Origin of the sequence: Streptomyces sp. HSG2 (assembly GCF_016598575.1) — a bacterium.
GTDB lineage: Bacteria > Actinomycetota > Actinomycetes > Streptomycetales > Streptomycetaceae > Streptomyces.
On sequence record NZ_CP066801.1, the window covers coordinates 4243743 to 4266851 of the forward strand.

General features: G+C 71.1%; 18 protein-coding genes. 14 read left to right on the forward strand and 4 right to left on the reverse strand.

All coding sequences use genetic code 11. The features are described 5' to 3' along the window. Positions 1–147: 147 nt before the first annotated feature. The gene (gene aroQ, locus JEK78_RS18360) at positions 148–621 is read left to right on the forward strand and encodes a type II 3-dehydroquinate dehydratase (RefSeq protein WP_200261048.1); all 474 of its coding nucleotides are present in this window, start codon (positions 148–150) and stop codon (positions 619–621) included. Positions 622–778: 157 nt separating this feature from the next. Here aroQ and JEK78_RS18365 read toward each other — a convergent pair whose 3' ends face one another. Together JEK78_RS18365 and JEK78_RS18370 are read right to left on the reverse strand one after the other, a co-directional pair. Further along, positions 779–1432, reverse strand: coding sequence for an MBL fold metallo-hydrolase (locus tag JEK78_RS18365; RefSeq protein ID WP_200261051.1), 654 nt, complete (start codon positions 1430–1432; stop codon positions 779–781). Positions 1433–1470: 38 nt separating this feature from the next. Continuing rightward, complete coding sequence (locus tag JEK78_RS18370) at positions 1471–2157, reverse strand: maleylpyruvate isomerase family mycothiol-dependent enzyme (RefSeq protein WP_200261054.1); 687 nt, start codon at positions 2155–2157, stop codon at positions 1471–1473. 215 nt (positions 2158–2372) lie between these two features. On the opposite strand from JEK78_RS18370, the gene uvrA reads away from it, so the two are divergent. Beyond that, positions 2373–5468 (forward strand): excinuclease ABC subunit UvrA, encoded by a 3096-nt coding sequence (uvrA, locus tag JEK78_RS18375; protein WP_200261057.1) that lies wholly within the window; start codon positions 2373–2375, stop codon positions 5466–5468. 132 nt (positions 5469–5600) lie between these two features. On the opposite strand, the gene JEK78_RS18380 is transcribed toward uvrA, so the two are convergent. Continuing rightward, positions 5601–6509, reverse strand: a complete 909-nt coding sequence (locus JEK78_RS18380) for a carbohydrate kinase (RefSeq protein WP_200261061.1) — start codon at positions 6507–6509, stop codon at positions 5601–5603. A 255-nt stretch (positions 6510–6764) separates the two neighbouring features. Here JEK78_RS18380 and JEK78_RS18385 point away from each other — a divergent pair, with 255 nt between their 5' ends. Next, positions 6765–7187, forward strand: a complete 423-nt coding sequence (locus tag JEK78_RS18385) for a Rieske (2Fe-2S) protein (protein WP_200261064.1) — start codon at positions 6765–6767, stop codon at positions 7185–7187. Between the two features lie 54 nt (positions 7188–7241). On the opposite strand, the gene JEK78_RS18390 is transcribed toward JEK78_RS18385, so the two are convergent. Continuing rightward, entirely contained in the window at positions 7242–8186 is a 945-nt protein-coding gene (locus JEK78_RS18390; RefSeq protein WP_200261067.1) for a hypothetical protein, read from the reverse strand. Between the two features lie 326 nt (positions 8187–8512). Between JEK78_RS18390 and uvrC the strand changes: the two genes are divergently transcribed. The 11 genes from uvrC to pgi all read left to right on the forward strand — a co-directional run bounded on the left by uvrC (position 8513) and on the right by pgi (position 23079). Beyond that, the gene (uvrC, locus tag JEK78_RS18395; protein WP_200261070.1) at positions 8513–10630 is read left to right on the forward strand and encodes an excinuclease ABC subunit UvrC; all 2118 of its coding nucleotides are present in this window, start codon (positions 8513–8515) and stop codon (positions 10628–10630) included. Next, positions 10627–11652: an RNase adapter RapZ gene (gene rapZ / locus JEK78_RS18400; protein WP_200261073.1), complete on the forward strand. Its 1026-nt coding sequence runs from the start codon at positions 10627–10629 to the stop codon at positions 11650–11652. The genes uvrC and rapZ overlap by 4 nt, the downstream gene beginning before the upstream one ends. Further along, entirely contained in the window at positions 11649–12740 is a 1092-nt protein-coding gene (yvcK, locus tag JEK78_RS18405) for a uridine diphosphate-N-acetylglucosamine-binding protein YvcK (protein WP_200261076.1), read from the forward strand. The genes rapZ and yvcK overlap by 4 nt, the downstream gene beginning before the upstream one ends. Beyond that, positions 12731–13720: a DNA-binding protein WhiA gene (gene whiA / locus JEK78_RS18410; protein ID WP_200261079.1), complete on the forward strand. Its 990-nt coding sequence runs from the start codon at positions 12731–12733 to the stop codon at positions 13718–13720. The genes yvcK and whiA overlap by 10 nt, the downstream gene beginning before the upstream one ends. 301 nt (positions 13721–14021) lie before the next feature. Continuing rightward, on the forward strand, positions 14022–16979 hold the full coding sequence (locus JEK78_RS18415) for a M14 family metallopeptidase (protein ID WP_200261082.1): 2958 nt from the start codon (positions 14022–14024) through the stop codon (positions 16977–16979). Between the two features lie 222 nt (positions 16980–17201). After that, complete coding sequence (gap, locus tag JEK78_RS18420) at positions 17202–18209, forward strand: type I glyceraldehyde-3-phosphate dehydrogenase (RefSeq protein ID WP_200261085.1); 1008 nt, start codon at positions 17202–17204, stop codon at positions 18207–18209. Between the two features lie 136 nt (positions 18210–18345). Then, on the forward strand, positions 18346–19557 hold the full coding sequence (locus JEK78_RS18425; protein ID WP_200261088.1) for a phosphoglycerate kinase: 1212 nt from the start codon (positions 18346–18348) through the stop codon (positions 19555–19557). A gap of 4 nt (positions 19558–19561) precedes the next feature. After that, positions 19562–20338: a triose-phosphate isomerase gene (gene tpiA / locus JEK78_RS18430; protein ID WP_200261091.1), complete on the forward strand. Its 777-nt coding sequence runs from the start codon at positions 19562–19564 to the stop codon at positions 20336–20338. A 120-nt stretch (positions 20339–20458) separates the two neighbouring features. After that, on the forward strand, positions 20459–20695 hold the full coding sequence (gene secG, locus JEK78_RS18435; protein WP_200261094.1) for a preprotein translocase subunit SecG: 237 nt from the start codon (positions 20459–20461) through the stop codon (positions 20693–20695). Positions 20696–20946: 251 nt separating this feature from the next. Next, the gene (locus JEK78_RS18440) at positions 20947–21234 is read left to right on the forward strand and encodes an RNA polymerase-binding protein RbpA (RefSeq protein ID WP_242483427.1); all 288 of its coding nucleotides are present in this window, start codon (positions 20947–20949) and stop codon (positions 21232–21234) included. A 192-nt stretch (positions 21235–21426) separates the two neighbouring features. Further along, positions 21427–23079, forward strand: a complete 1653-nt coding sequence (gene pgi, locus JEK78_RS18445) for a glucose-6-phosphate isomerase (RefSeq protein WP_200261100.1) — start codon at positions 21427–21429, stop codon at positions 23077–23079. The last annotated feature ends 30 nt before the right edge of the window (positions 23080–23109 follow it).

Here is a 23109-nt window from a genome sequence, read left to right on the forward strand (position 1 = left end):
TTCCGCCCGGTCCGCCGGTGCGGTAGTGGACGGCCGGCCAGACCACACGGAGTCGGACGGCCGCCGTACCCGGGCGGCTCCGTGATAGACCGAGGAGGCGAAGAGCGGTCGTGACGGCCGCGCCACCGTGAGCGGACCGGAGGAACCGTGCCTCGAACCCTGGCCAATGCCCCGATCATGATTCTGAACGGCCCCAATCTGAACCTCCTGGGGCGCCGCCAGCCCGAGATCTACGGATCATCGACCCTGGAGGACATCGAGGCGATGTGCGCCGAGGCGGCCTCCGCCCACGGCGGCACGGTTGATCTGCGTCAGTCCAACCACGAGGGCGAACTCGTCGACTGGATCCACGAGGCCCGCCTCGACCACTGTGGCGTCGTGATCAACCCCGCCGCCTATTCCCACACCTCCGTCGCGATCCTGGACGCGCTCAACGCCTGCGACGGACTCCCGGTGGTGGAGGTCCACATCTCCAACGTCCACCGGCGGGAGGAGTTCCGGCACCGCTCCTATGTCTCGCTGCGGGCCGACGGGGTCATCGCGGGCTGCGGCGTGCAGGGTTACGTCTTCGCCGTCCAGCGAATCGCCGCGCTGGCCCGGGCCGGGACGGCCGAGACCTGAGCGTCTCTCGTCGGACGGCACCGGCGGCGGGGTGACTTCGCACCGAGGCGTGTGCGTGCGAGGGGTGGGGGCCGGCCTGCGGATCCGCGCCGACCCGTGAGCGCGCGCCGGCACGCGCCACGGCCGGCGGCCGTGTGGGGCCGCCCGGTCCGTCGCCCTACCAGCCGCGCGACCGCCACTCGGCGAGATGGGGGCGTTCGGCACCGAGCGTGGTGTCCCGGCCGTGCCCCGGATAGACCCAGGTCTCGTCGGGCAGGAGCCCGAAGACCGAGGCCTCCAGCGCGTCCATGAGCGTGGTGAAGTCCTTCGCGTCGGTCGTGCGTCCGGGCCCACCCGGGAAGAGGCAGTCGCCGGTGAAGAGGTGGGGGTGGCCGTGTGGGTCGTCGTAGACGAGGACGAGGGAACCGGGGGTGTGCCCCGGCACCCGTCGTGCGGTCAGCTCCACCCGACCCACCCGCAGGGTGTCCCCGTCCGCCACGGGGACGTCGGTCGGCACGGGGATGCCCTCGGCGTCGTGGCGGCCGGCGTACGTGCGGGCCCCGGTGAGCGCGACGACCTCCGCCAGGGCCTGCCAGTGGTCCGGGTGCCGGTGCGTGGTGACCACGGCCGCGATGCCGTCGTCGCCGATCGCCCCCAGCAACGTGTCCGGTTCCGCCGCGGCGTCGATCAGCATCTGCTCGTCGGTGGCCCGACAACGCAGGAGGTAGGCGTTGTTCTCCATCGGCCCGACCGCGATCTTCGTGATCATCAGATCCTTGAGTTCGTGCACGTCCGCCGGGCCGCCCACGGTCACTTCTCCGCTGTACGTCATGGAGGGGAGGGTAGCCCCCATACTTCGGGGCGCCGCCTCTACAGCGGGGGCAGCGCGGGGAGCGGGCCGGGGCGGACGGTCAGCGCGGATCCGTCCCTCCGCCCGGCCAACCAGCCCAGCAACCCGACGGTCGGTCCCTCGACCCGCACGGGACCTCCGGTCGGCCCGCCCCCGGTCGTCCAGGAGCGTGAGCCGTCCCCGAGGGTCGTTGCCGGCACCCGAGGGTGCCCCGCGAACCGCTCCGCCAGGAACGCGATCTCCCGTTCGACGAACTCCGCGGGCAGGTCCTCCAGCTCGTAGCCGATCCCGAGGTCCACGTGGTGGAGCTCGACCTCGACCCACCGCCGGAAGGGGACGCGGGCGGCGCTGTCGGTGACCCCGTTGCGCAGTTCCACGGTGCGGGACCAGTCGGTCTCGGCGGACCACGTCTTGCGCAGGAGGTCGCCGCTGGTGCGCAGGTCCGCCAGGTGGTCCCGCACGGTGCGCTCGGCGTCCCGTGCGATGTCGGCCTCGCGGGTCGCCGCGTCGGCGTACATCGGGCGACCCTCTATCACGTTGACCAGAGCGTCCGCGTTGCGGGCGAGGTGGGCCAGGACGTGGCCTCGGCTCCAGCCGGGGAGACGTGAGGGCTGTGTCACGGCCGGGTCGTCCAGCGAGGCGACGGCGCTCAGCAGTCGTTCGGTGGCTCGATGCAGGGCTTCCAGGTCATGGGCTTGATCGATCATGCGACGACCCTAGTTCGGTTGGTGGCGGGGCGGGCCCGAACGTGAACGACGGCCAGAAATCGAACACGTATGCTATACGATCGGGTTCGCCGTCCGGCATGCTGGAGGGCCGGGTGGTCGCCCGATTCCCACCGGCAATGTCGGTGGCTCCCTCTACGCTGAGAAGCACGGGGCCCCGGGCCCTGTCGCTTCTCTCAAGAAAGGTGCGGACCGGCGTGGCCGACCGTCTCATCGTCCGTGGCGCGCGCGAGCACAATCTCAAGAACGTCTCGCTCGACCTGCCTCGCGACTCGCTCATCGTCTTCACCGGCCTGTCCGGTTCCGGCAAGTCCTCCCTGGCCTTCGACACCATCTTCGCGGAGGGTCAGCGCCGCTACGTGGAGTCGCTCTCCTCGTACGCCCGCCAGTTCCTCGGGCAGATGGACAAGCCGGACGTCGACTTCATCGAGGGGCTCTCCCCGGCGGTCTCCATCGACCAGAAGTCGACCTCCCGCAACCCCCGATCCACGGTCGGCACCATCACCGAGGTCTACGACTACCTGCGGCTGCTCTTCGCCCGGGTGGGCAAGCCGCACTGCCCCGAGTGCGGGCGGCCCATCACGCGGCAGTCTCCGCAGGCCGTCGTGGACAAGGTCCTGGCCCTGCCCGAGGGCAGTCGTTTTCAGGTGCTCTCGCCGCTGGTGCGGGAGCGCAAGGGCGAGTTCGTCGACCTCTTCGCCGACCTGCAGACCAAGGGGTACTCCCGCGCCCGTGTGGACGGCGCGACCATCCAGCTCTCGGAGCCGCCGACGCTGAAGAAGCAGGAGAAGCACACCATCGAGGTGGTCGTCGACCGTCTCACGGTCAAGGACTCGGCCAAGCGCCGGCTCACCGACTCCGTGGAGACCGCCCTCGGCCTCTCCGGCGGCATGGTCGTCCTCGACTTCGTCGATCTGCCCGAGGACGATCCCGACCGCGAGCGGATGTACTCGGAGCACCTGTACTGCCCCTACGACGACCTGTCCTTCGAGGAACTGGAGCCCCGCTCCTTCTCCTTCAACTCGCCGTTCGGCGCCTGCCCCGACTGCACCGGCATCGGCACGCGCATGGAGGTCGACGCCGAACTCCTCGTGCCCGACCCGGAGAAGTCCCTCGACGAGGGGGCCATTCACCCCTGGTCGCACGGCCACACCAAGGAGTACTTCGGTCGGTTGATCGGCGCTCTCGCCGACGCCCTCGGCTTCCGTACGGACATCCCCTTCGCCGGGTTGCCGCAACGCGCCAAGAAGGCCCTGCTCCACGGGCACCGCACCCAGGTGGAGGTGCGCTACCGCAACCGCTACGGTCGCGAACGCCGCTACACCACCGCGTTCGAGGGTGCCGTCCCCTTCGTCAAGCGGAGGCACAGCGAGGCCGAGAGCGACACGGGCCGGGAGCGGTTCGAGGGGTACATGCGCGAGGTGCCCTGCCCCAGTTGCTCGGGCAGTCGGCTCAAGCCCGTCGTCCTGGCGGTCACGATCATGGAGAAGTCGATCGCCGAGGTCTCCGCCATGTCCATCAGCGACTGCGCGGAGTTCCTGGGAGGGCTGAGGCTCACCGCCCGGGACAAGAAGATCGCGGAGCGGGTGCTGAAGGAGGTCAACGAACGCCTCCGCTTCCTGGTCGACGTGGGCCTGGACTACCTCTCGCTGAACCGGGCGGCCGGCACGCTCTCCGGCGGTGAGGCCCAGCGCATCCGGCTGGCCACCCAGATCGGGTCAGGCCTGGTCGGGGTGCTCTACGTCCTCGACGAGCCCTCCATCGGCCTGCACCAGCGCGACAACCACCGGCTCATCGAGACCCTCGTCCGTCTCCGGGACATGGGCAACACGCTCATCGTGGTGGAGCACGACGAGGACACGATCAAGTCCGCGGACTGGATCGTGGACATCGGACCGGGAGCCGGCGAGCACGGCGGCGCGGTGGTGCACAGTGGACCCTTGAGGGAGCTGCTGGACAACCCCGACTCCCGGACGGGGCTCTACCTGTCCGGCGAGAAGGCCATCCCGCTGCCGGACGAGCGTCGCCCGCCGGACCCGTCGCGGACGCTCGTCGTCCGGGGGGCCCGGGAGAACAACCTGCGCGACATCGACGTGTCCTTCCCTCTGGGCCTGTTCACCGCCGTGACCGGCGTCTCGGGTTCGGGCAAGTCGACACTGGTCAACGACATCCTGTACACCCACTTGGCGCGCGAGCTCAACGGCGCCCGCGGGGTGCCCGGTCGGCACACCCGGGTGGACGGGGACGACCGGGTCGACAAGGTCGTGCACGTGGACCAGTCGCCCATCGGTCGCACCCCGCGATCGAACCCGGCGACCTACACCGGTGTGTTCGACCACGTCCGCCGGCTGTTCGCGGAGACGACCGAGGCGAAGGTCCGCGGCTACCAACCGGGGCGCTTCTCCTTCAATGTCAAGGGCGGACGCTGCGAGAACTGCGCGGGCGACGGCACGATCAAGATCGAGATGAACTTCCTGCCGGACGTCTACGTCCCCTGCGAGGTCTGTCACGGAGCCCGGTACAACCGGGAGACGCTGGAGGTCCACTACAAGGGCAAGTCCATCGCGGACGTGCTGAACATGCCGATCGATGAGGCCACCGACTTCTTCGAGGCGGTCCCCGCGATCTCCCGCCACTTGAGGACGCTGAAGGACGTGGGGCTGGGCTACGTCCGACTGGGGCAGTCCGCCACCACGCTCTCCGGCGGTGAGGCCCAGCGGGTGAAGCTCGCCAGCGAGCTGCAACGGCGTTCCACCGGACGCACGGTCTACGTCCTGGACGAGCCGACCACCGGCCTGCACTTCGAGGACATCGGCAAGCTTCTGGAAGTGCTGTCGGGGCTGGTGGACAAGGGCAACACGGTCATCGTCATCGAGCACAACCTGGACGTGGTCAAGACCGCCGACTGGATCGTCGACATGGGCCCCGAAGGGGGCGCGGGCGGCGGCCTGGTCGTGGCGGAGGGAACCCCCGAGGACGTCGCCGGGGTCTCCACCAGCCATACGGGCAAGTTCCTCCGGGACGTCCTCGGAGCGGACCGGATCAGCGACTCGGGACCGCCGCGTGGTGCGGGCGGGCGGGCGGACGCGGCCGCCGGGGCGAAGGCCGCGGCGAAGAAGGCCGTGGGCAGGACACCCGTCGCCAAGACCCCGACCAAGAAGGCCCCCGCCAAGAAGGCCCCGGCCAAGAAGGCCCCCGCCAAGAGGGCGGTGGCGAAGAAGGCGGGCGCGGACACCGCGGCGAAGGCGGCTCGGACCACGTCCAAGCGGGCGGCGGGGTCGAGCGACGCCTGATCCCGGCCGGTACCCGGATCGCGTCCGGGCGGCTCCGGCGGGGGCACCACCGCCCGAGGACGGACGCCGCCTCGTGCCGATCGGGGGGCGGGGTCCGCCCGGGCGGGCCCAGGCGCGGCCCACCACCGCGACTCACCCGGCCAGCTCGTCCGGGTACGGGGGATCCGCCCCCTCGCGCGAGCAGGTGACCGCGGCGGCGCGGGCCGCGAAACCCAGCAGTTCCCGCCAGTCCGTCGCCCCCAGCGCGGCCATCGCCCGAGGCGCGAGCGCGCCCCGGGCGGCGAGGCCGTGCAGCAGCGCCGCGTTCACGGTGTCACCGGCGCCGATCGTGTCGACCACGGGCACCCGCCGACCGGGCACCGAGTGGATCCCGCCGTCGCGGGTGTGGACGGTCATTCCCTCGGCCCCTCGGGTGACGACCACCGCCGCGGGCCCCGCCCTCAGCCACTCGCGAGGGCTTCCGCCCAGCCACGCGGCGTCCTCGGTGGACAGCTTCAGCAGCGACACCGAAGGCAACCATTCGCGAAACCGGGTCCGGTAGCGGTCGGGGTCGTCGATGAGCGCGGTGCGGACGTTCGGGTCGAGCATCGTGAGGAGCCCCTCGCGTGCGGCCTGTCGCAGCACCTCCTCGTACGTGGAGGCCCCCGGCTCCAACACCAGTGAGCAGGTGCCGAAAGCCACGGCCCGGCAGTCGGGGGGCAACCGGACGGGCCCGGTGAACAGCCGGTCGGCGGTCCCCTCCACATAGAACCCGTACCCCGCCGAACCCTCGTCGGCGACGGAGGCGAGCGCCAGGGACGTGGGCTCGGGGCCGCGCTGCACCGACGAGACGTCCACCCCGGCTCCCCGCAGCCGATCCAGCAGTGCCTCGCCGAAGGGGTCCAGGGACACCCGGGAGCAGAAGGCGGTGGGCGAACCGAGCCGGCCCAGTGCCACGGCGGTGTTGTGGGGACCACCGCCCGGTGTCGGGGTCAGCGGGGCCAACGGGCCGGGGCCGGTGGGAACCAGGTCGATCAGGGCCTCGCCGGCGACGACGATCATGATTGCCCCTTCCGCCGGTCCGGTCCGGCGCGGGAGGGTCCTCGGTCGGGAGCGTGCCCGGGCCCGGCGCGACCGGCCGACGGGCGTCTTCCCCGCGCCCGCTGGCCGGGACCGTACCCCATCGGGCGATCCGGCTCAAACGCGACCCGGCGCCGTCCCTGGCCCCGCCGTACGGCCCGGTCGGGGTGGTCGCTATCGTCGGCGCCGGGGGACCGACGAGGGACCTCCTGTCGCATTCGACCCGTGGAGAGAGCCATGCCCGGCCCCGCCGCCCCGAGCCGTCGCACCGTTCTGAGAGGGGCCGCGGCGGTACCGGTCGCCGGGGCTGTCGTGGCCGCGTGCTCCCCCGGGGAGCGGTCGGACCCGACGCCGCCGGCCGCGCCGGTCGACCTGGGCGGCGAGAAGGACGTCGGCCCGGGGGAGTCGAGGTTGTACCGGGACGAGCGGGTCGTGGTGAGTCGGTCAGCGGAGGGCTCGCTGCGCGCGTACAGCGCGGTGTGCACCCACGGGGGGTGCCCCATGACCAAGCTGGAGGGGGCGGAGCTGACCTGCTTCTGCCACGGCAGCCGCTTCGACGCCACCACCGGAGAGGTGCTGCGGAAACCCGCCACGGTCGCGCTGCCCGAGCTCCCGGTGCGTGTGGAGAGGGGCAGGATCGTGGCCGGTCCCGAGGCCTGAGGTCCCGGCCGGTGCCGGGGACCGCGCGCCCACCCCCGCGGCGACGGTGGTGGTTCAATCCCAGTCCCAGCCGATGCCCAGGATCCCCGACCGCACCCGAGCCTCCACGACGTGCACGGAGTGGTGGCGTTCGCTCAGCGTCAGCTCCTCGCGTCCGCCCCGTGGCGCCGCGGCGGAGTGCTGGCTGAACCGGTGGCAGCGGGTGGGCAGAGCGGCGGGGTCGAATCGGACCTGCAACGCGTACTGCTCGCCCGGCGTGTCGAAGGACCGTACACACTCCCGAGACTCGCCGGCGGTGCCGTCCTCGACGGCGTAGCGGAACAGGTAGGTGTCGCCGGCCCCCAGTCGGGTGTCGAACAGCAACTCCGCGACGAGGACCCCGGTCTCGTGATGCCGACGCACCCGTCCCGTCCGGCAGTTCTCCAAGGCGTGCACGGTCATCCTGCCCGGAGCGCATCCGGGATCGCCGTGGTGGACGGCCACGAAGCGGTCGGCGCCGTCCCGGGGGGCGCTCACGATGAGTTGCGACTCGCGTCCGGCCAGCTCGCGCCGGCGCCCGACCTCGACCCGCTCGTGGTGCGACAGGGTGTGCACCCCGCCGCCCGCGGGCTGGTCGAGGTCGGCGAGTAACCACTCCAGGGCCCCCGAGGCCGCGAGATGGGCGCGATAGGAACGCGCGGGCCGGTGGCCCGAGGGGTGTGCCTCCGCCTCGGAGAGCAGGCGGATCAGGGATTCCTCGGGCAGTCGGAGGATCTCCTCCAAGGCACGCACGGCACGCAGGGACTCCGGGCGCTGCGGCCGGCGGGCCCCCTGCTGCCAGTAGCTGAGACTGGTGACACCCACGCGCACCCCATGGCGACTCAGGTGGTGCTGCACGCGCTGCAACGGCAGTCCGCGCGCGGCTATGGCCGTGCGCAGGGCGACATGGAAGGGGCCGCCCCGCAGAGCGGAGGCGAGTTCCTCGGTGGCGATGTCCGCGTCCTGTGTGGCGTGCGGCATGCGGGGGCCTTTCTGTGAAGGTACGGAACGGTTGGTCAGACCGTCCGACGCTCGCTGCCCCGGGACCTCCCTCGGGCCAGGCGCGGGAAGGGCGCGGCGCGGCGAGGCATCGGCACGTCCGTACGTCGCCGTTCGGGGCCCCGGGGTTCCCCCGCATTGAAGCGCGTCGCCCTGGCCCCGACAACACCCGAGGGGGTCGGGCGGCGCCCCGCCGGCCGAGATCGCACGGCCGACCCGGCCGCCCCGCCGGGAGCGCGGACCGTGGTGGGCGGGGCGTCGTCCACAGGCTCGCCGGGCTGTCGGCCCGCGCCAGTAGGGTGTGGGTCATGGCCGACCCCTCCCGCTATCGCCCCAGTCCGGGACAGATTCCGGACGCCCCCGGGGTGTACCGCTTCCGCGACGAGCACCGCCGGGTGATCTACGTCGGAAAGGCCAAGAGCCTTCGCCAGAGACTCGCCAACTACTTCCAGGATCTGGCCGGCCTGCACGCGCGCACGCGCTCGATGGTGACCACGGCCGCCTCGGTCGAATGGACCGTCGTCTCCACGGAGGTCGAGGCGCTCCAACTGGAGTATTCCTGGATCAAGGAGTACGACCCCCGCTTCAACGTCAAGTACCGCGACGACAAGAGCTACCCCTACCTCGCGGTGACGATGGGCGAGGAGTTCCCGCGCGTCCAGGTGATGCGGGGACACAAGCGCAAGGGCGTGCGGTACTTCGGTCCGTACGCGCACGCGTGGGCCATCCGGGACACCGTCGATCTCCTCCTGCGCGTCTTTCCCGTCCGCACCTGTTCCGCCGGGGTGTTCAGGAACGCCGCCCGCACGGGTCGGCCGTGCCTGCTCGGCTATATCGACAAGTGCTCGGCGCCATGCGTCGAGCGCGTCTCGGCGGAGGAACACCGCGGGCTGGCGGAGGAGTTCTGCGACTTCATGGCCGGCCGGACGGGTGCCCATCTGCGCCGGCTGGAGGAGCGGATGGCCCGTGCCGCCGAGGACATGGAGTACGAGCGGGCCGCGCGGCTCCGTGACGACATCGCCGCCCTGACCAAGGCCATGGAGAAGAGCGCGGTGGTCCTCGCCGACGGGACGGACGCGGACCTCGTCGCCGTCGCCGAGGACGAGCTGGAAGCGGCGGTCCAGATCTTCCACGTGCGCGGGGGGAGAGTGCGCGGCCAGCGGGGCTGGGTCACCGACAAGGTCGAGGACGTGACCACCGGCGGCCTCGTCGAACACGCGCTGCAACAGCTCTACGGAGAGGAGCACGGCGACGCCGTCCCCAGGGAGGTCCTGGTCTCCTCGCTTCCGGAGCCGGCGGAGCCCCTGCGCGAGTGGCTGACCGGGCGTCGAGGTGCGACGGTCTCGCTGCGTGTTCCCCGGCGCGGCGACAAGAAGTCCCTGATGGAGACCGTGCGGCGCAACGCCGTCGAGTCGCTGGCGCTGCACAAGACCCGGCGCGCCTCCGACCTGACCACCCGTTCCAGGGCCCTGGAGGAGATCGCCGAGGCGCTGGGCATGGAGAGCGCGCCGCTGCGGGTGGAGTGCTACGACATCTCCCACCTCCAGGGTGACGACATCGTGGCTTCCATGGTCGTCTTCGAGGACGGACTGGCCCGGCGGAGCGAGTACCGGCGCTTCCAGATCAAGGGGCGCGCCGGAGACCGGGAGCTGTGGCACGGCTCTGGGCAGGACGACGTCCGCTCCATGCACGAGGTGATCACCCGCAGGTTTCGACGCTACCTCGCCGAGAAGGAGCGGACTGGCGAGTGGCCGGAGGGCGGGGAGCCGTCCGGCCACGGGGAGGGCGGGGGCCTCGGTGGCGGGGCCGTGCCCGGTCCGCAGGACGACGACGGCCGTCCCCGGCGGTTCGCCTACCCGCCACAGCTCGTGGTCGTCGACGGAGGCCGCCCACAGGTGGCCGCCGCCCGGCGCGCTCTGGAGGAGCTGGGGATCGACGACATCGCGGTGTGCGGTCTGGCCAAGCGCCTGGAGGAGGTGTGGCTTCCCGACGAGGACGACCCGGTCGTGCTGCCCCGGACCAGCGAGGGGCTGTATCTCCTGCAACGGGTCCGCGACGAGGCGCACCGCTTCGCCATCGCCTACCAGCGCAAGAAGCGCGCCACGCGGCTTCGGTCAAGTCCTCTGGACGATGTTCCCGGCCTGGGAGAGACCCGCAAGCAGGCGTTGATCAAACATTTCGGCTCGCTGAGGAGACTGCGGGGGGCGACCCTGGAGCAGATCCGCGAGGTTCCGGGCATAGGTCGCAAGACGGCGGAGAGCGTGCTCGTGGCGCTGGCACGGCAGCAGGGAAGCGCTCCCGCGGTCAACACCGCGACCGGAGAGATCATGGAAGACGAGGGCGGCGCGCCCGAGACGGCCTCGGGTGACCCGACGGAGTCCGTGCCCGCGGGCTCCGTGGAAGAGCGACGGATGCGTGAGAGATGAACGAGCACGACAGTGACCCCGGCGGCGAGCGGGACGGGGAGCGGCGAGCGGTCGATTCGGGACCGTCCGGTTCGCAGGGGAGCCCCGGCCACGTCGAGGTCGCCCAGGACGGCGGACCACGTGTGAGTCCGGGACAGGACCCCGCCGGGTCGGGTGACGCGGCGACACCGGAGCTGGTGATCATCTCCGGGATGTCCGGCGCGGGTCGCTCGACCGCTGCGAAGTGTCTGGAGGACCTGGGTTGGTTCGTCGTCGACAACCTGCCTCCCGCGCTGATTCCGACGATGGTGGAGCTGGGGGCACGCTCCCAGGGGAACGTGGCCCGGATCGCGGCCGTCGTGGACGTCCGCGGGCGTCGCTTCTTCGACGCGCTGCGGGAGTCCCTCGCCGACCTGGACGCCCGAGGCATCGCCCGGCGTACGGTGTTCCTGGAGTCTTCCGACGAGGCCCTGGTCCGGCGGTTCGAGTCGGTGCGGCGTCCGCACCCGTTGCAGGGCGAAGGCCGGATCGTGGACGGGATCGCCGCCGAGCGGGAGCTGTTGCGCGAGTTGCGTGGCGACGCGGACCTGGTGATCGACACCTCCGGTCTCAACGTCCACGAACTCCGCGCCAAGATGGACGCCCGCTTCGCCGCCGAGGGTGAGCCCGAGCTGCGGGCGACGGTGATGTCCTTCGGTTTCAAGTACGGGCTCCCGGTCGACGCCGACCTGGTCGTGGACATGCGTTTCCTGCCCAATCCCCACTGGGTGCCGGAGCTGCGCCCGTTCACGGGTCTCAGCGAGGAGGTGTCCTCGTACGTCCTCGGGCAGCCGGGTGCCAAGGAATTCCTGGACCGCTACACAGAGCTGCTCCGATTGGTCGCCGCGGGCTATCGCCGTGAGGGCAAACGCTACGTGACCGTCGCGGTGGGGTGCACGGGCGGCAAGCACCGTTCCGTGGCGATGTCGGAGAGGCTCGCCGCGCGACTCGTCGCGGAGGGCGTGGAGACGGTGCTCGTCCACCGGGACATGGGACGGGAATGACCGGGCGTACGCCGAGGCTGGGCGGACTTCGCCGGGTGGTGCCCGAGACGCGGGGAGGCAGGGGAGGGGCCGCTCGCGCGGCGCGGATCTCCGAGGCGCGCGGCGCGCGCGCACGCCGTCGGGGGGCTCAGCCCAAGGTCGTCGCGCTCGGTGGCGGCATGGGACTGTCCGCCTCGCTCGCGGCGCTGCGCCGCATCACCGGAGATCTGACCGCCGTGGTCACGGTGGCCGACGACGGCGGCTCCAGCGGGCGGCTCCGCGACGAGATGGGCGTACTGCCTCCCGGCGACCTTCGCAAGGCACTGGCCGCCCTGTGCGGTGACGACGATTGGGGCCAGACCTGGGCCCGCGTCATCCAGCATCGTTTCCAGTCCCGGGGGGAGATGCACGGCCACGCCGTCGGCAATCTGTTGATCGTGGCCCTGTGGGAGCAGTTGGGGGACCATGTCCGGGCGCTGGACCTGGTCGGACGCCTGCTCGGCGCGCAGGGGCGGGTGTTGCCGATGTCCGCTGTCCCACTGGAACTCCGGGCTCTGGTCAAGGGTCATGATCCGGGGCGTCCCGAGGAGGTCGACACCGTCCGGGGGCAGGCGACGGTCGCCCTCACTCCGGGCGAGGTCCAGTCGGTGCACCTGCTGCCGCCGGAGCCGCCGGCGGTCCCCGAGTCGGTGGCGGCCGTGCTCGACGCCGATTGGGTGGTGCTCGGCCCGGGTTCCTGGTTCTCCTCCGTCATCCCGCACCTGCTCGTCCCGGACCTGCTGGACGCCCTCGCACGGACCAAGGCGCGGCGGGTGCTCTCTTTGAACCTGGCTCCGCAGCCCGGCGAAACCGAGGGCTTCTCACCGCAGCGTCATGTGGAGGTTTTGAGGCGACACGCCCCTAAACTCGCCCTGGACGTGGTGCTGGCCGATGAGGCCGCCGTGCTCGACCGGGAGTCGTTGACCGACGCCGCCAAGGAGTTCGGCGCCGCGGTCGAGTTGGCTCCGGTGGCTCGTACCGACGGGACCCCGCGGCACGACCCGGAGCTGTTGGCCGCCGCGTACGACCGTATTTTTCGGATGCATGGAAGGATCGGCCCATGGCGATGACGGCAGCGGTGAAGGACGAGATCTCCCGGCTTCCCGTCACCCGGACCTGCTGCAGGAAGGCGGAGGTCTCCGCCATGCTGCGGTTCGCGGGGGGCCTCCATCTCGTCAGCGGGCGCATCGTGATCGAGGCGGAGCTCGACACGTCCATGGCGGCGCGCAGGCTCAAGCGGGACGTTCTGGAGATCTTCGGCCATGCGTCCGAGCTGATCGTGATGGCTCCGGGCGGGCTCCGCCGGGGCTCGCGCTATGTCGTGCGCGTGGTCGCCGGAGGTGATCAACTGGCCCGTCAGACGGGTCTGGTCGACGGCCGGGGAAGGCCGATCCGGGGCCTGCCGCCGCAGGTGGTCTCCGGCGCGACCTGTGACGCCGAGGCGGCCTGGCGCGGTGCCTTCCTCGCCCACGGCTCACTCACCGAGCCCGGCAGGTCGTCCTCCCTGGAAGTCACGTGTCCGGGGCCCGAGGCCGCGCTCGCCCTCGTCGGAGCCGCGCGCCGGCTCTCGATCCCTTCCAAGGCGCGCGAGGTGCGGGGCGTGGATCGCGTCGTCGTCCGGGACGGCGACGCCATCGGCGCGCTGCTCACACGCCTCGGCGCCCACGATTCGGTCCTCGCCTGGGAGGAGCGGAGGATGCGTCGCGAGGTACGCGCCACGGCCAACCGTCTCGCCAACTTCGACGACGCCAATCTCCGCCGGTCCGCCCGAGCCGCCGTGGCGGCGGGCGCCCGGGTGCAGCGGGCGTTGGAGATCCTGGGTGAGGAGGTCCCCGAGCACCTCGCCGCCGCCGGCCGCCTGCGCATGGAGCACAAGCAGGCCTCTCTGGAGGAGCTGGGCGCGCTGGCCGACCCGCCGTTGACCAAGGACGCGGTCGCCGGTCGCATCCGGCGACTGTTGGCCATGGCCGACAAGCGGGCGGCCGACCTCGGCATCCCCGGGACGGAGGCCAACCTCTCGGACGAACTGGAGGACAAGCTCGTCGGCTGACCGGGGCGGATCGGACCGAGGGGCGTACCCGGCCGCCCCGGGCCGCTCGATCCGGTCGGCCCGCGGGTGCCGGTCCGGATGCCGGCTCGCTTCCCTCGCGCCACCTCGGCAGGGGGCGCGAACCTCCAATCCGTATCCACCCACGTCGACCCCTCCGCGCGCCGCGCGACCGTGACTCCGGCGCCGCTCGGGTGACCCCCCTCGGGGCCGCGTGTCGAAGTCGCGCTCTTGACTCGATCTTGCGGTGTCATGAGCCTGGCAACCCGTTCGCTGTTGTGGCGGACCTCTGCATGGGGGGTTCATGAGACATAGAGCGAGATCGATCGTCGCCGTCGGCGCGTTGTTGCTCGGCGGAGCGGGCCTGGCACCCGTGGCACGCGCACAACCGCCGTCCCCGTCCCCGGTCGACGAGATCAAGGTCTTTCACGCCGAGGTCGCCCAGAGCCAGGTGCCCCTGTTGCTCGCGGCCGGCCAGGACGGACACGAACTCGGCGAGCAGGTCCCCGAGAAGGGCTCCGCGACCGTCGAGGTGCAGCTCACCGAACGGCAGGCCGGGAAGCTGCGCGCGCAGGGTGTCGAACTCGCCGAACACACCCTGTCCGCCACGGCCGAGCGTCGGGTCGCCGACTCCTCCGACGGCGTCTTCCGTCCCTACGGGGGCGAGGGCGGCCTGAAAGAGGAGATCCTCCGGGTCGCCCGTGACCACCCCGACCTGGCGAAGGCGGTCTCGATCGGCCGCACGTTCGAAGGACAGGACATCCTCGCGGTCAAGGTCACCAAGGACGCCCGACGCACGCGGGACGGCTCCCGGCCCGCGGTGCTGTACGTGTCCAACCAGCACGCCAGGGAATGGATCACGCCGGAGATGACCAGGCGGTTGCTCCACCACTACCTGGACGAGTATCAGCGGGACAAGCGGATCAAGCGCGTCGTCGACTCCACCGAGCTCTGGTTCGTCATCTCGGCCAATCCCGACGGCTACGACCACACCTTCACCTCTGACGAGAATCGCCTGTGGCGCAAGAACCTGCGGGACGTCAACGGCGACGGCGTGATCGGGACCGGTGACGGAGTCGACCTCAACCGGAACTTCGCCTACAAGTGGGGATACGACGACGAGGGTTCCTCCCCCCATCCCACGAGCCAGACCTACCGCGGCTCCGCTCCTCACTCGGAGCCCGAGACCCGGGCGCTGGACGCCCTCCAGAAGCGGATCGGTTTCACCTACGGCATCAACTACCACTCCGCCGCCGAGCTGATCCTCTACGGTGTGGGCTGGCAGGTCGCCACCGACACCCCGGACGACGTCCTCTACCGGGCGCTCGCGGGAACCCCGGAGCGCCCGGCCGTCCCCGGCTACCACCCGCAGGTTTCCTCGGAGCTGTACACGACCAACGGGGAGGCGGACGGGCACGCCGCGAACGTCAACGGCGTGAGCATGTTCACCCCGGAGATGTCCACCTGCCAGACGGCCTCGCAGGTCCACCCGGACGACGCCTGGGAGCCGGCCGACTGCCGCTCGATCTTCACGTTCCCCGACGACGAGAACTTGATCCAGGAGGAGTTCGCCAAGAACGTCCCCTTCGCCCTCTCCGTCGCCGAGTCGGCGGCCCGTCCCGACCGGCCGATCTCTCCCGTGGCAGCGCCCCCGGCCGACCTGACGGCGGCCGAGTTCCCGGTGTCCTACGCGCGCGGCGCCTCCCAGGAGGTCGCGGTCGTGGCGCGCAAGTCGCTGAGGGACAAGGAGCTGCGCTATCGGGTCGACGGCGGACGCGTGCGCACCCGGGCGCTCGGCGCGTGGAAGGGCGGTGAGACCTACGGCGGCGAGGACAACCTGCACTTCGACGAGTACCGGGCCCGGGTACGGGGGGCCCGGCCGGGCGACGAGGTCGAGGTCTGGTTCACGGGCCGTTCCCGGGAAGGCGGACGCGGCGCGCGCGTGTCGAGCGAGCACTTCACGTACACCGTCGAGGAGCGACCCTCCGCCGACGTCCTGGTGGTCGCCGAGGAGGGAACCGAGGCCACCCAGGCCGAGGTCTACGTGCGGGCCCTGCGCGACAGCGGGCGCCGGGCGGTCGTTTGGGACGTCGCCGAGCGGGGCGCTCCCGACGCGCTCGGGGTCCTCTCCCACTTCCCCGTCGTCGTGCACTACACCGGGGCGTCCGTGCCCGGTGTCGACACGCAGCTGCGACTGCGCGCCTACCTCAACGAGGGCGGGAAGTTGATCGAGGCGGGCGAGCGGGCGGGCGGCAGCGTCGACCTCGGCGAGGGGACTCTCTCGAACGACTTCAGCCAGTACTACCTCGGGGCCTACACGCGCACCTCGACCCCGGGAGCCACCGACTTCTCCGGCTCCGGAGCCCTGGCCGGGGTCGACGGTGCTCTCGGCGACGCCCCCGGGAACCCGCTGGACCACGCCGGCAACTATGGCCTGACCTCGGACGAGTTGTCGGTCGACACCCATCCGCGGTTCGCCGGCGCGGGCGCCGGCCGCTTCGACGGAGCCGTCGACCCCTACGGCCCGTACGCGGGCGATCACATGGCCGCGGCAGTCCACACCGACGACGCGTACAAGCGTCTCACCAGGACCGTCGACCTGACGGGGGTCGCCGAGTCCGACGCGCCCACTCTGCGCACCCGCCTTCTGTGGGACACGGAGCCAGGGTACGACCACGTGCTCGTGGAGGCCCATACCGTCGGGGCGGACGACTGGACCACGCTCCCCGAGAAAGGCGGAGCCGGCTCCTCCGCCGTGCCGGCCGAGTGCGAGGCGGGGTTCTATGTGGGGGAGCACCCCTGGCTGCGGCGGTACCTGACGGTGTCGGACGCCGGTTGCGAGGCCACCGGCACCACCGGCGCCTGGCACAGTCTCACCGGCTCGTCCGAGGGCTGGCGGCAGGTGGAGTTCGACCTGGCAGCCTACGCGGGGAAGACCGCCGAGGTCTCGATCGGCTACGTCACCGACCCCGGCACCGGGGGACGCGGAGTGCTGGCCGACGAGACCGCGCTCGTCGTCGACGGCGTGGAGCGGGACGTGGAGGGGTTCGAGGAGTCGTTGGGTGAGTGGAAGCCTGCCGGGCCACCCCCCGGCAGCCCGTCCGTGCGCCGTGACTGGACCCGGTCCGGTGTGCTGTTCCGCACCTACGGGGCCGTGACGACCGACGACACCGTCCTGCTCGGTTTCGGTCTGGAGCATCTCTCCTCGACCGACGACCGGGCCGCGCTGACGCGGGCGGCGCTCGCGTCCCTGCGGGAGTGAGGGCCCGGTCGGCACCGGTCCGAGGCGGCGAAATCGGGCGATCCGTCCCGTCGCCCCGGGCGGTCCGTACCCGTAGCGACAGGTACGGGTCGCCGTGCCGTGTATGGGCCGTCTCGATGTCACTCCGGGGTTTCCGGAGAGGTAGGGTCGTAGACGGTCGGGGACATCCCAAACACAGCTCGCCGGCGCATCGGGCCGGCGTACCAACGAGGAGATCGGTTCGTGACGATCCGCGTAGGAATCAACGGCTTCGGCCGCATCGGTCGCAACTACTTTCGCGCGCTGCTGGAGCAGGGCGCGGACATCGAGATCGTGGCTGTCAACGACCTGGGGGACACCGCGACCACCGCCCACCTGCTGAAGTACGACACCATCCTCGGTCGCCTCCCGTACGAGGTGTCGCACACCCAGGACACCATCACCGTGGGCGACAGGACGATCAAGGTGCTCGCCGAGCGCGACCCCGCGGACATTCCCTGGGGCGAGCTCGGTGTGGACGTGGTGATCGAGTCCACCGGCATCTTCACCAAGAAGGCCGACGCCGAGAAGCACCTCGCGGGCGGGGCGAAGAAGGTCCTCATCTCGGCTCCGGCCAAGGACGAGGACGTCACGGTGGTGATGGGGGTCAACGACGACCAGTACGACCCGTCGGCCCACCACGTCGTCTCCAACGCCTCCTGCACCACCAACTGCGTGGCGCCGATGGCCAAGGTCCTGGACGAGAGCTTCGGCATCGTCAAGGGCCTCATGACGACGGTGCACGCATACACCAACGACCAGCGCATCCTGGACTTCCCGCACAAGGATCTGCGGCGCGCGCGGGCCGCCGCCGAGAACATCATCCCCACCACCACCGGCGCGGCGAAGGCGACCGCCCTGGTCCTCCCGCAGCTCAAGGGCAAGCTGGACGGCATGGCGATGAGGGTGCCCGTGCCCACCGGCTCGGTCACCGACCTCGTACTGGAGCTCGGTCGCGATGTGACCAAGGAAGAGGTCAACGCGGCCTTCCAGAAGGCCGCGGAAGGCGAGCTGAAGGGCATCCTCCACTACACGGAGGACCCGATCGTCTCCTCCGACATCGTCAACTCCCCCGCCTCGTGCACCTTCGACGCCTCCCTGACCATGGTCCAGGAGGGCCGGAACGTGAAGGTCATCGGCTGGTACGACAACGAGTGGGGCTACTCCAACCGCCTCGTCGACCTGACGGTCTTCGTCGGAGAGCGACTCTGATCACCTGACGGCGGACCTCCGGACACGGTGGCAGGGCCCGGGTGGCGCGACGCCGCGCCACCCGGGCCCTGCCCCGCGTCCGACACCATCGGCCCTCGTAGGATCACGAGCGATCAAGAGCTCCGGGAGTCCCTGTATGAAGACGATCGACGAACTCCTCTCCGAAGGCGTCGCGGGCAAGCGTGTCCTCGTCCGCGCCGACCTCAACGTGCCGCTGAACGGCACGGACATCATCGACGACGGGCGCGTCCGCGCCGTGCTGCCCACCGTGAGGGCCCTGGCCGAGGCCGGGGCGCGGGTGATCGTCGCCTCGCACCTGGGCCGACCCAAGGGAGCGCCGGACCCGGCGTTCTCGCTGGCCCCCGTCGCGGCCCGGCTCGGCACGCTGCTCGGCCGCGAGGTCGCCTTCGCCGAGGACACCGCGGGCCCCGCCGCCCGAGCCGTCGTCGCCGACCTGCGCGACGGGCGGGTCGCGGTCGTCGAGAACCTGCGGTTCAACGCCGGCGAGACGGCGGCCGACGACGCCGAGCGGGCCGCCTTCGCCGAACGGCTGTCGGGCCTGGCCGACGTGTACGTCGGTGACGGCTTCGGCGCGGTGCACCGCAAGCACGCCTCGGTCTTCGACCTGCCGCGCCGGCTTCCCCGCTACGCCGGGTATCTGATCGCCGCCGAGGTCGCCGTCCTGCGGAGACTGACCGACGACGTCCGGCGGCCGTACGCGGTCGCCCTCGGCGGCGCCAAGGTCTCGGACAAGCTCGCCGTGATCGACCGGCTGCTCGGCCAGGCCGACCGGCTGTTGATCGGCGGCGGGATGGCCTACACCTTCCTCAAGGCACGGGGCCACGAGATCGGCGCGTCCCTGGTGCAGGAGGACCAGCTTCGGGCCGTAGCCGAGTACATCGAGCGCGCCGAGCGCGACGGCGTGGAACTCCTCCTCCCCGTCGACGTGGTGGTGGCGAGCGAGTTCCCGGACCTGAGGGGCAAGACTCCGAGCGACCCCGTCACGGTCGCCGCCGACGGAATCCCGGTCGACCGGCAGGGGCTGGACATCGGTCCCGAGACCCGCAAACTGTACGCCTCGAAGCTGGCCGACGCGGCGACCGTCTTCTGGAACGGCCCCATGGGCGTCTTCGAGCACCCCGACTTCGCCGAGGGCACCGAGGCCGTCGCCCGCGCCCTGGCCGACTCCCCGGGGTTCACCGTGGTGGGGGGCGGGGACTCCGCCGCGGCGGTGCGTACCCTCGGCTTCGACGACACCGCTTTCGGCCACATCTCGACCGGCGGCGGCGCCTCCCTCGAATACCTCGAGGGCAAGACGCTCCCCGGCCTCGCCGCACTGGAGGACTGACCCGATGAGCAACCGCACGCCGCTGATGGCCGGCAACTGGAAGATGAACCTCAACCACCTGGAGGCCATCGCGCACGTCCAGAAGCTCGCCTTCGCCCTGGCCGACAAGGACCTGGAGGCCGTGGAGGTCGCGGTCCTGCCGCCCTTCACCGACCTTCGCTCCGTGCAGACCCTGGTCGACGGCGACAAGCTGAGGATCAGGTACGGCGCGCAGGACGTCTCCGCGCACCCCCAGGGCGCCTACACCGGCGAGATCTCGGGTCCGATGCTGTCCAAGCTGGGGTGCGCCTACGTCGTGGTGGGTCACTCGGAGCGCCGGCAGTACCACGGCGAGACGGACGACCTCGTGAACGCCAAGGTCAAGGCCGCCTACCAGTACGGTGTGACGCCGATCATGTGCGTGGGCGAGCAGTTGGACGTCCGTGAGGCGGGCGAGGCCGTTCCCCACACCCTGGCGCAGGTCGAGGCGGGCCTGCGGGACCTCGCTCCGGAGCAGGTCGAGACGATCGTGATCGCCTACGAGCCGGTGTGGGCGATCGGCACCGGCAAGGTCTGCGGCGCGGGAGACGCACAGGAGGTGTGCGCGGCGATCCGTGCCAGGGTCGCGGAACTGTACGCGCCGGAGATCGCCGACAAGGTGCGCGTCCAGTACGGCGGCTCCGTCAAGTCCGACAACGTCGCGGAGATCATGGCCCAGCCCGACATCGACGGCGCCCTCGTCGGCGGCGCCTCTCTGGACACCGACGAGTTCGTCAAGATCGTGCGTTTCCGCGATCAGTAGATCCGCGGGGCGCCCACCGGCGAGTATGCGCCGGCGGCGTTCCGTCGTACCCTTGCGGGGGCACGGTGTGCCCGTGCGCGTGCCCGTCGTCCGTCAGAGTCCGAGGAAGTTGGTCCAGCCGTGGTTTTGGGGTTCTCGATCGCCCTGATCGTCTTCAGCCTGCTGCTGATGCTGCTGGTGCTGATGCACAAGGGGAAGGGCGGCGGTCTGTCCGACATGTTCGGTGGCGGCATGCAGTCCTCCGTCGGTGGTTCCTCGGTCGCCGAGCGCAACCTCGACCGCATCACCGTCGTCGTCGCCCTTCTCTGGGTCGCGTGCATCGTGGCGCTCGGCCTGCTGATGAAGGTGAACAACTGAGCCGTCCGCCGGTCGCGGCGTACCTCCCAGGCCCCGTGGTGGGTCCCCGTCCTGAGACGTGGACCCACCACGGGGCCTACGCCGTCCGGGCGGTGGTAACTCCGGGCACTGGACGCGCGTTGGGCCTTACGTAGACTGAGGCGCTCGCAGCGGAGCGGAACGCCGACTCGCTTCGCGGCACCTTCACCCAGGGAGTGACGACCGTGGCAAGTGGCAACGCGATCCGAGGAAGCCGGGTCGGGGCGGGGCCGATGGGCGAGGCCGAGCGCGGCGAATCCGCCCCCCGGCTGCGTGTCTCCTTCTGGTGCTCCAACGGACACGAGACCCAACCGAGTTTCGCCAGTGACGCGCAGGTGCCCGAGACGTGGGACTGCCCGCGGTGCGGCTTCCCGGCCGGGCAGGATCGGGAGGAGCCGCCGGCCCCCCCGCGCACGGAGCCCTACAAGACGCATCTGGCCTATGTGCGCGAGCGCCGCAGTGACGCGGACGGCGAGGCCATTCTCGCCGAGGCGCTCGCCAAGCTCCGGGGCGAGCTCTGAGACCTGCCTCGCCGGTGTGCGGCGCCCGCTGGGCTCCCCGGCGGCGCGCCGGTGCCGGGTCGCGGCGGTCGGCCGGCCTCCACGCGCGGTGAGGCCGGGTTCCCGGGTGTCGCGGCGGTGCGAACGCGGGCGGTCGCGGCGCTAGGTTGGGACCGGCAGCAGGACAGGCACGAGAGAAGGCTGAACCCGGAGATGAACGCACACGCCCGCACCAGGCTCGATCGGACGCCGGAATGGACCGCGCTGGCCGCGCACCGCGAGGAATTCGGCGACACGCACCTGCGTGAGCTGTTCGGAGCCGATCCGCGGCGCGGCACCACGTACCACCTCCGTGTGGGGGACCTGTACGTCGACTACTCCAAGCACCTCGTCACCGACGAGACGCTGCGGCTGCTCAGGGAACTGGCCGACGCCACGGGCGTCTTCGACCTGCGGGACGCGATGTTCCGGGGCGAGAAGATCAACATCACCGAGGACCGGGCGGTCCTGCACACCGCGCTTCGGGCTCCGGCGGACGCGGTGATCGAGGTCGACGGAGAGAACGTGGTGCCCGGGGTGCACGCGGTCCTCGACAAGATGGCCGCCTTCGCCGAGCGGGTCCGTTCCGGTCGGTGGACCGGTCACACCGGCAGGCCCCTCAAGAACATCGTCAACATCGGGATCGGCGGCTCCGATCTCGGCCCCGCCATGGCCTACGAGGTACTCCGGCCCTTCACGGACCGCGATCTGACGGTGCGTTTCGTCTCCAACGTCGACGGTGCCGACCTGCACGAGGCCACCCGGGACCTGGACCCGGCCGAGACGCTCTTCGTCGTCGCCTCGAAGACCTTCACCACCATCGAGACGGTGACCAACGCCACCTCGGCGCGTCGCTGGCTGCTGGACGCGCTGGGCGACGAGAAGGCCGTGGCCGAGCACTTCGTCGCGCTGTCGACCAACGCGGAGAAGGTCGCCGAGTTCGGCATCGACACGGCCAACATGTTCGAGTTCTGGGACTGGGTCGGCGGGCGCTACTCCTACGACTCGGCCATCGGCCTGTCGCTGATGATCGCCATCGGACCTGATCGGTTCCGGGAGATGCTGGACGGCTTCCGCCTAGTCGACGAGCACTTCCGCACCGCCCCGGCGGAGAGCAACGTGCCGCTGCTCATGGGCCTGTTGGGGGTCTGGTACGGCAACTTCCACGGTGCCCAGTCGCATGCCGTGCTGCCCTACTCCCACTACCTGTCGCGCTTCACCGCCTACCTCCAGCAGCTCGACATGGAGTCCAACGGCAAGTACGTCGGTCGGGACGGTCGCGAGGTCGACTGGGAGACCGGGCCCGTCGTGTGGGGTACCCCCGGAACCAACGGCCAGCACGCCTACTACCAGCTGATCCATCAGGGGACCAAGCGTGTTCCGGCGGACTTCATCGGCTTCGCCGAGCCCGTCGCCGAATTGGGCGGCTCCCTCAGGGACCAGCACGACCTGTTGATGGCCAACTTCTTCGCCCAGACCCAGGCGTTGGCCTTCGGCAAGACGCCGGACGAGGTCCGGGCGGAGGGCGTGCCCGAGGAGTTGGTGCCCCACAAGACCTTCAAGGGCGACCACCCCACCACCACGATCCTCGCGCGCGCCCTGACCCCGTCGGTGCTCGGTCAGTTGATCGCCCTGTACGAGCACAAGGTGTTCGTCCAGGGAGCGATCTGGAACATCGACTCCTTCGACCAGTGGGGAGTCGAACTGGGCAAGGTGTTGGCCCGGCGGCTGGAGCCCGCCCTCACGGACGGCGTCGAGGTGCCGGGCACGGACGCCTCCACCCGCGCCCTGGTGTCCGTCTACCGCGGGCTGCGCGGGCGAGCCTGACGGGCTCTTGGGGAGGTGGCGCGCGGTCGC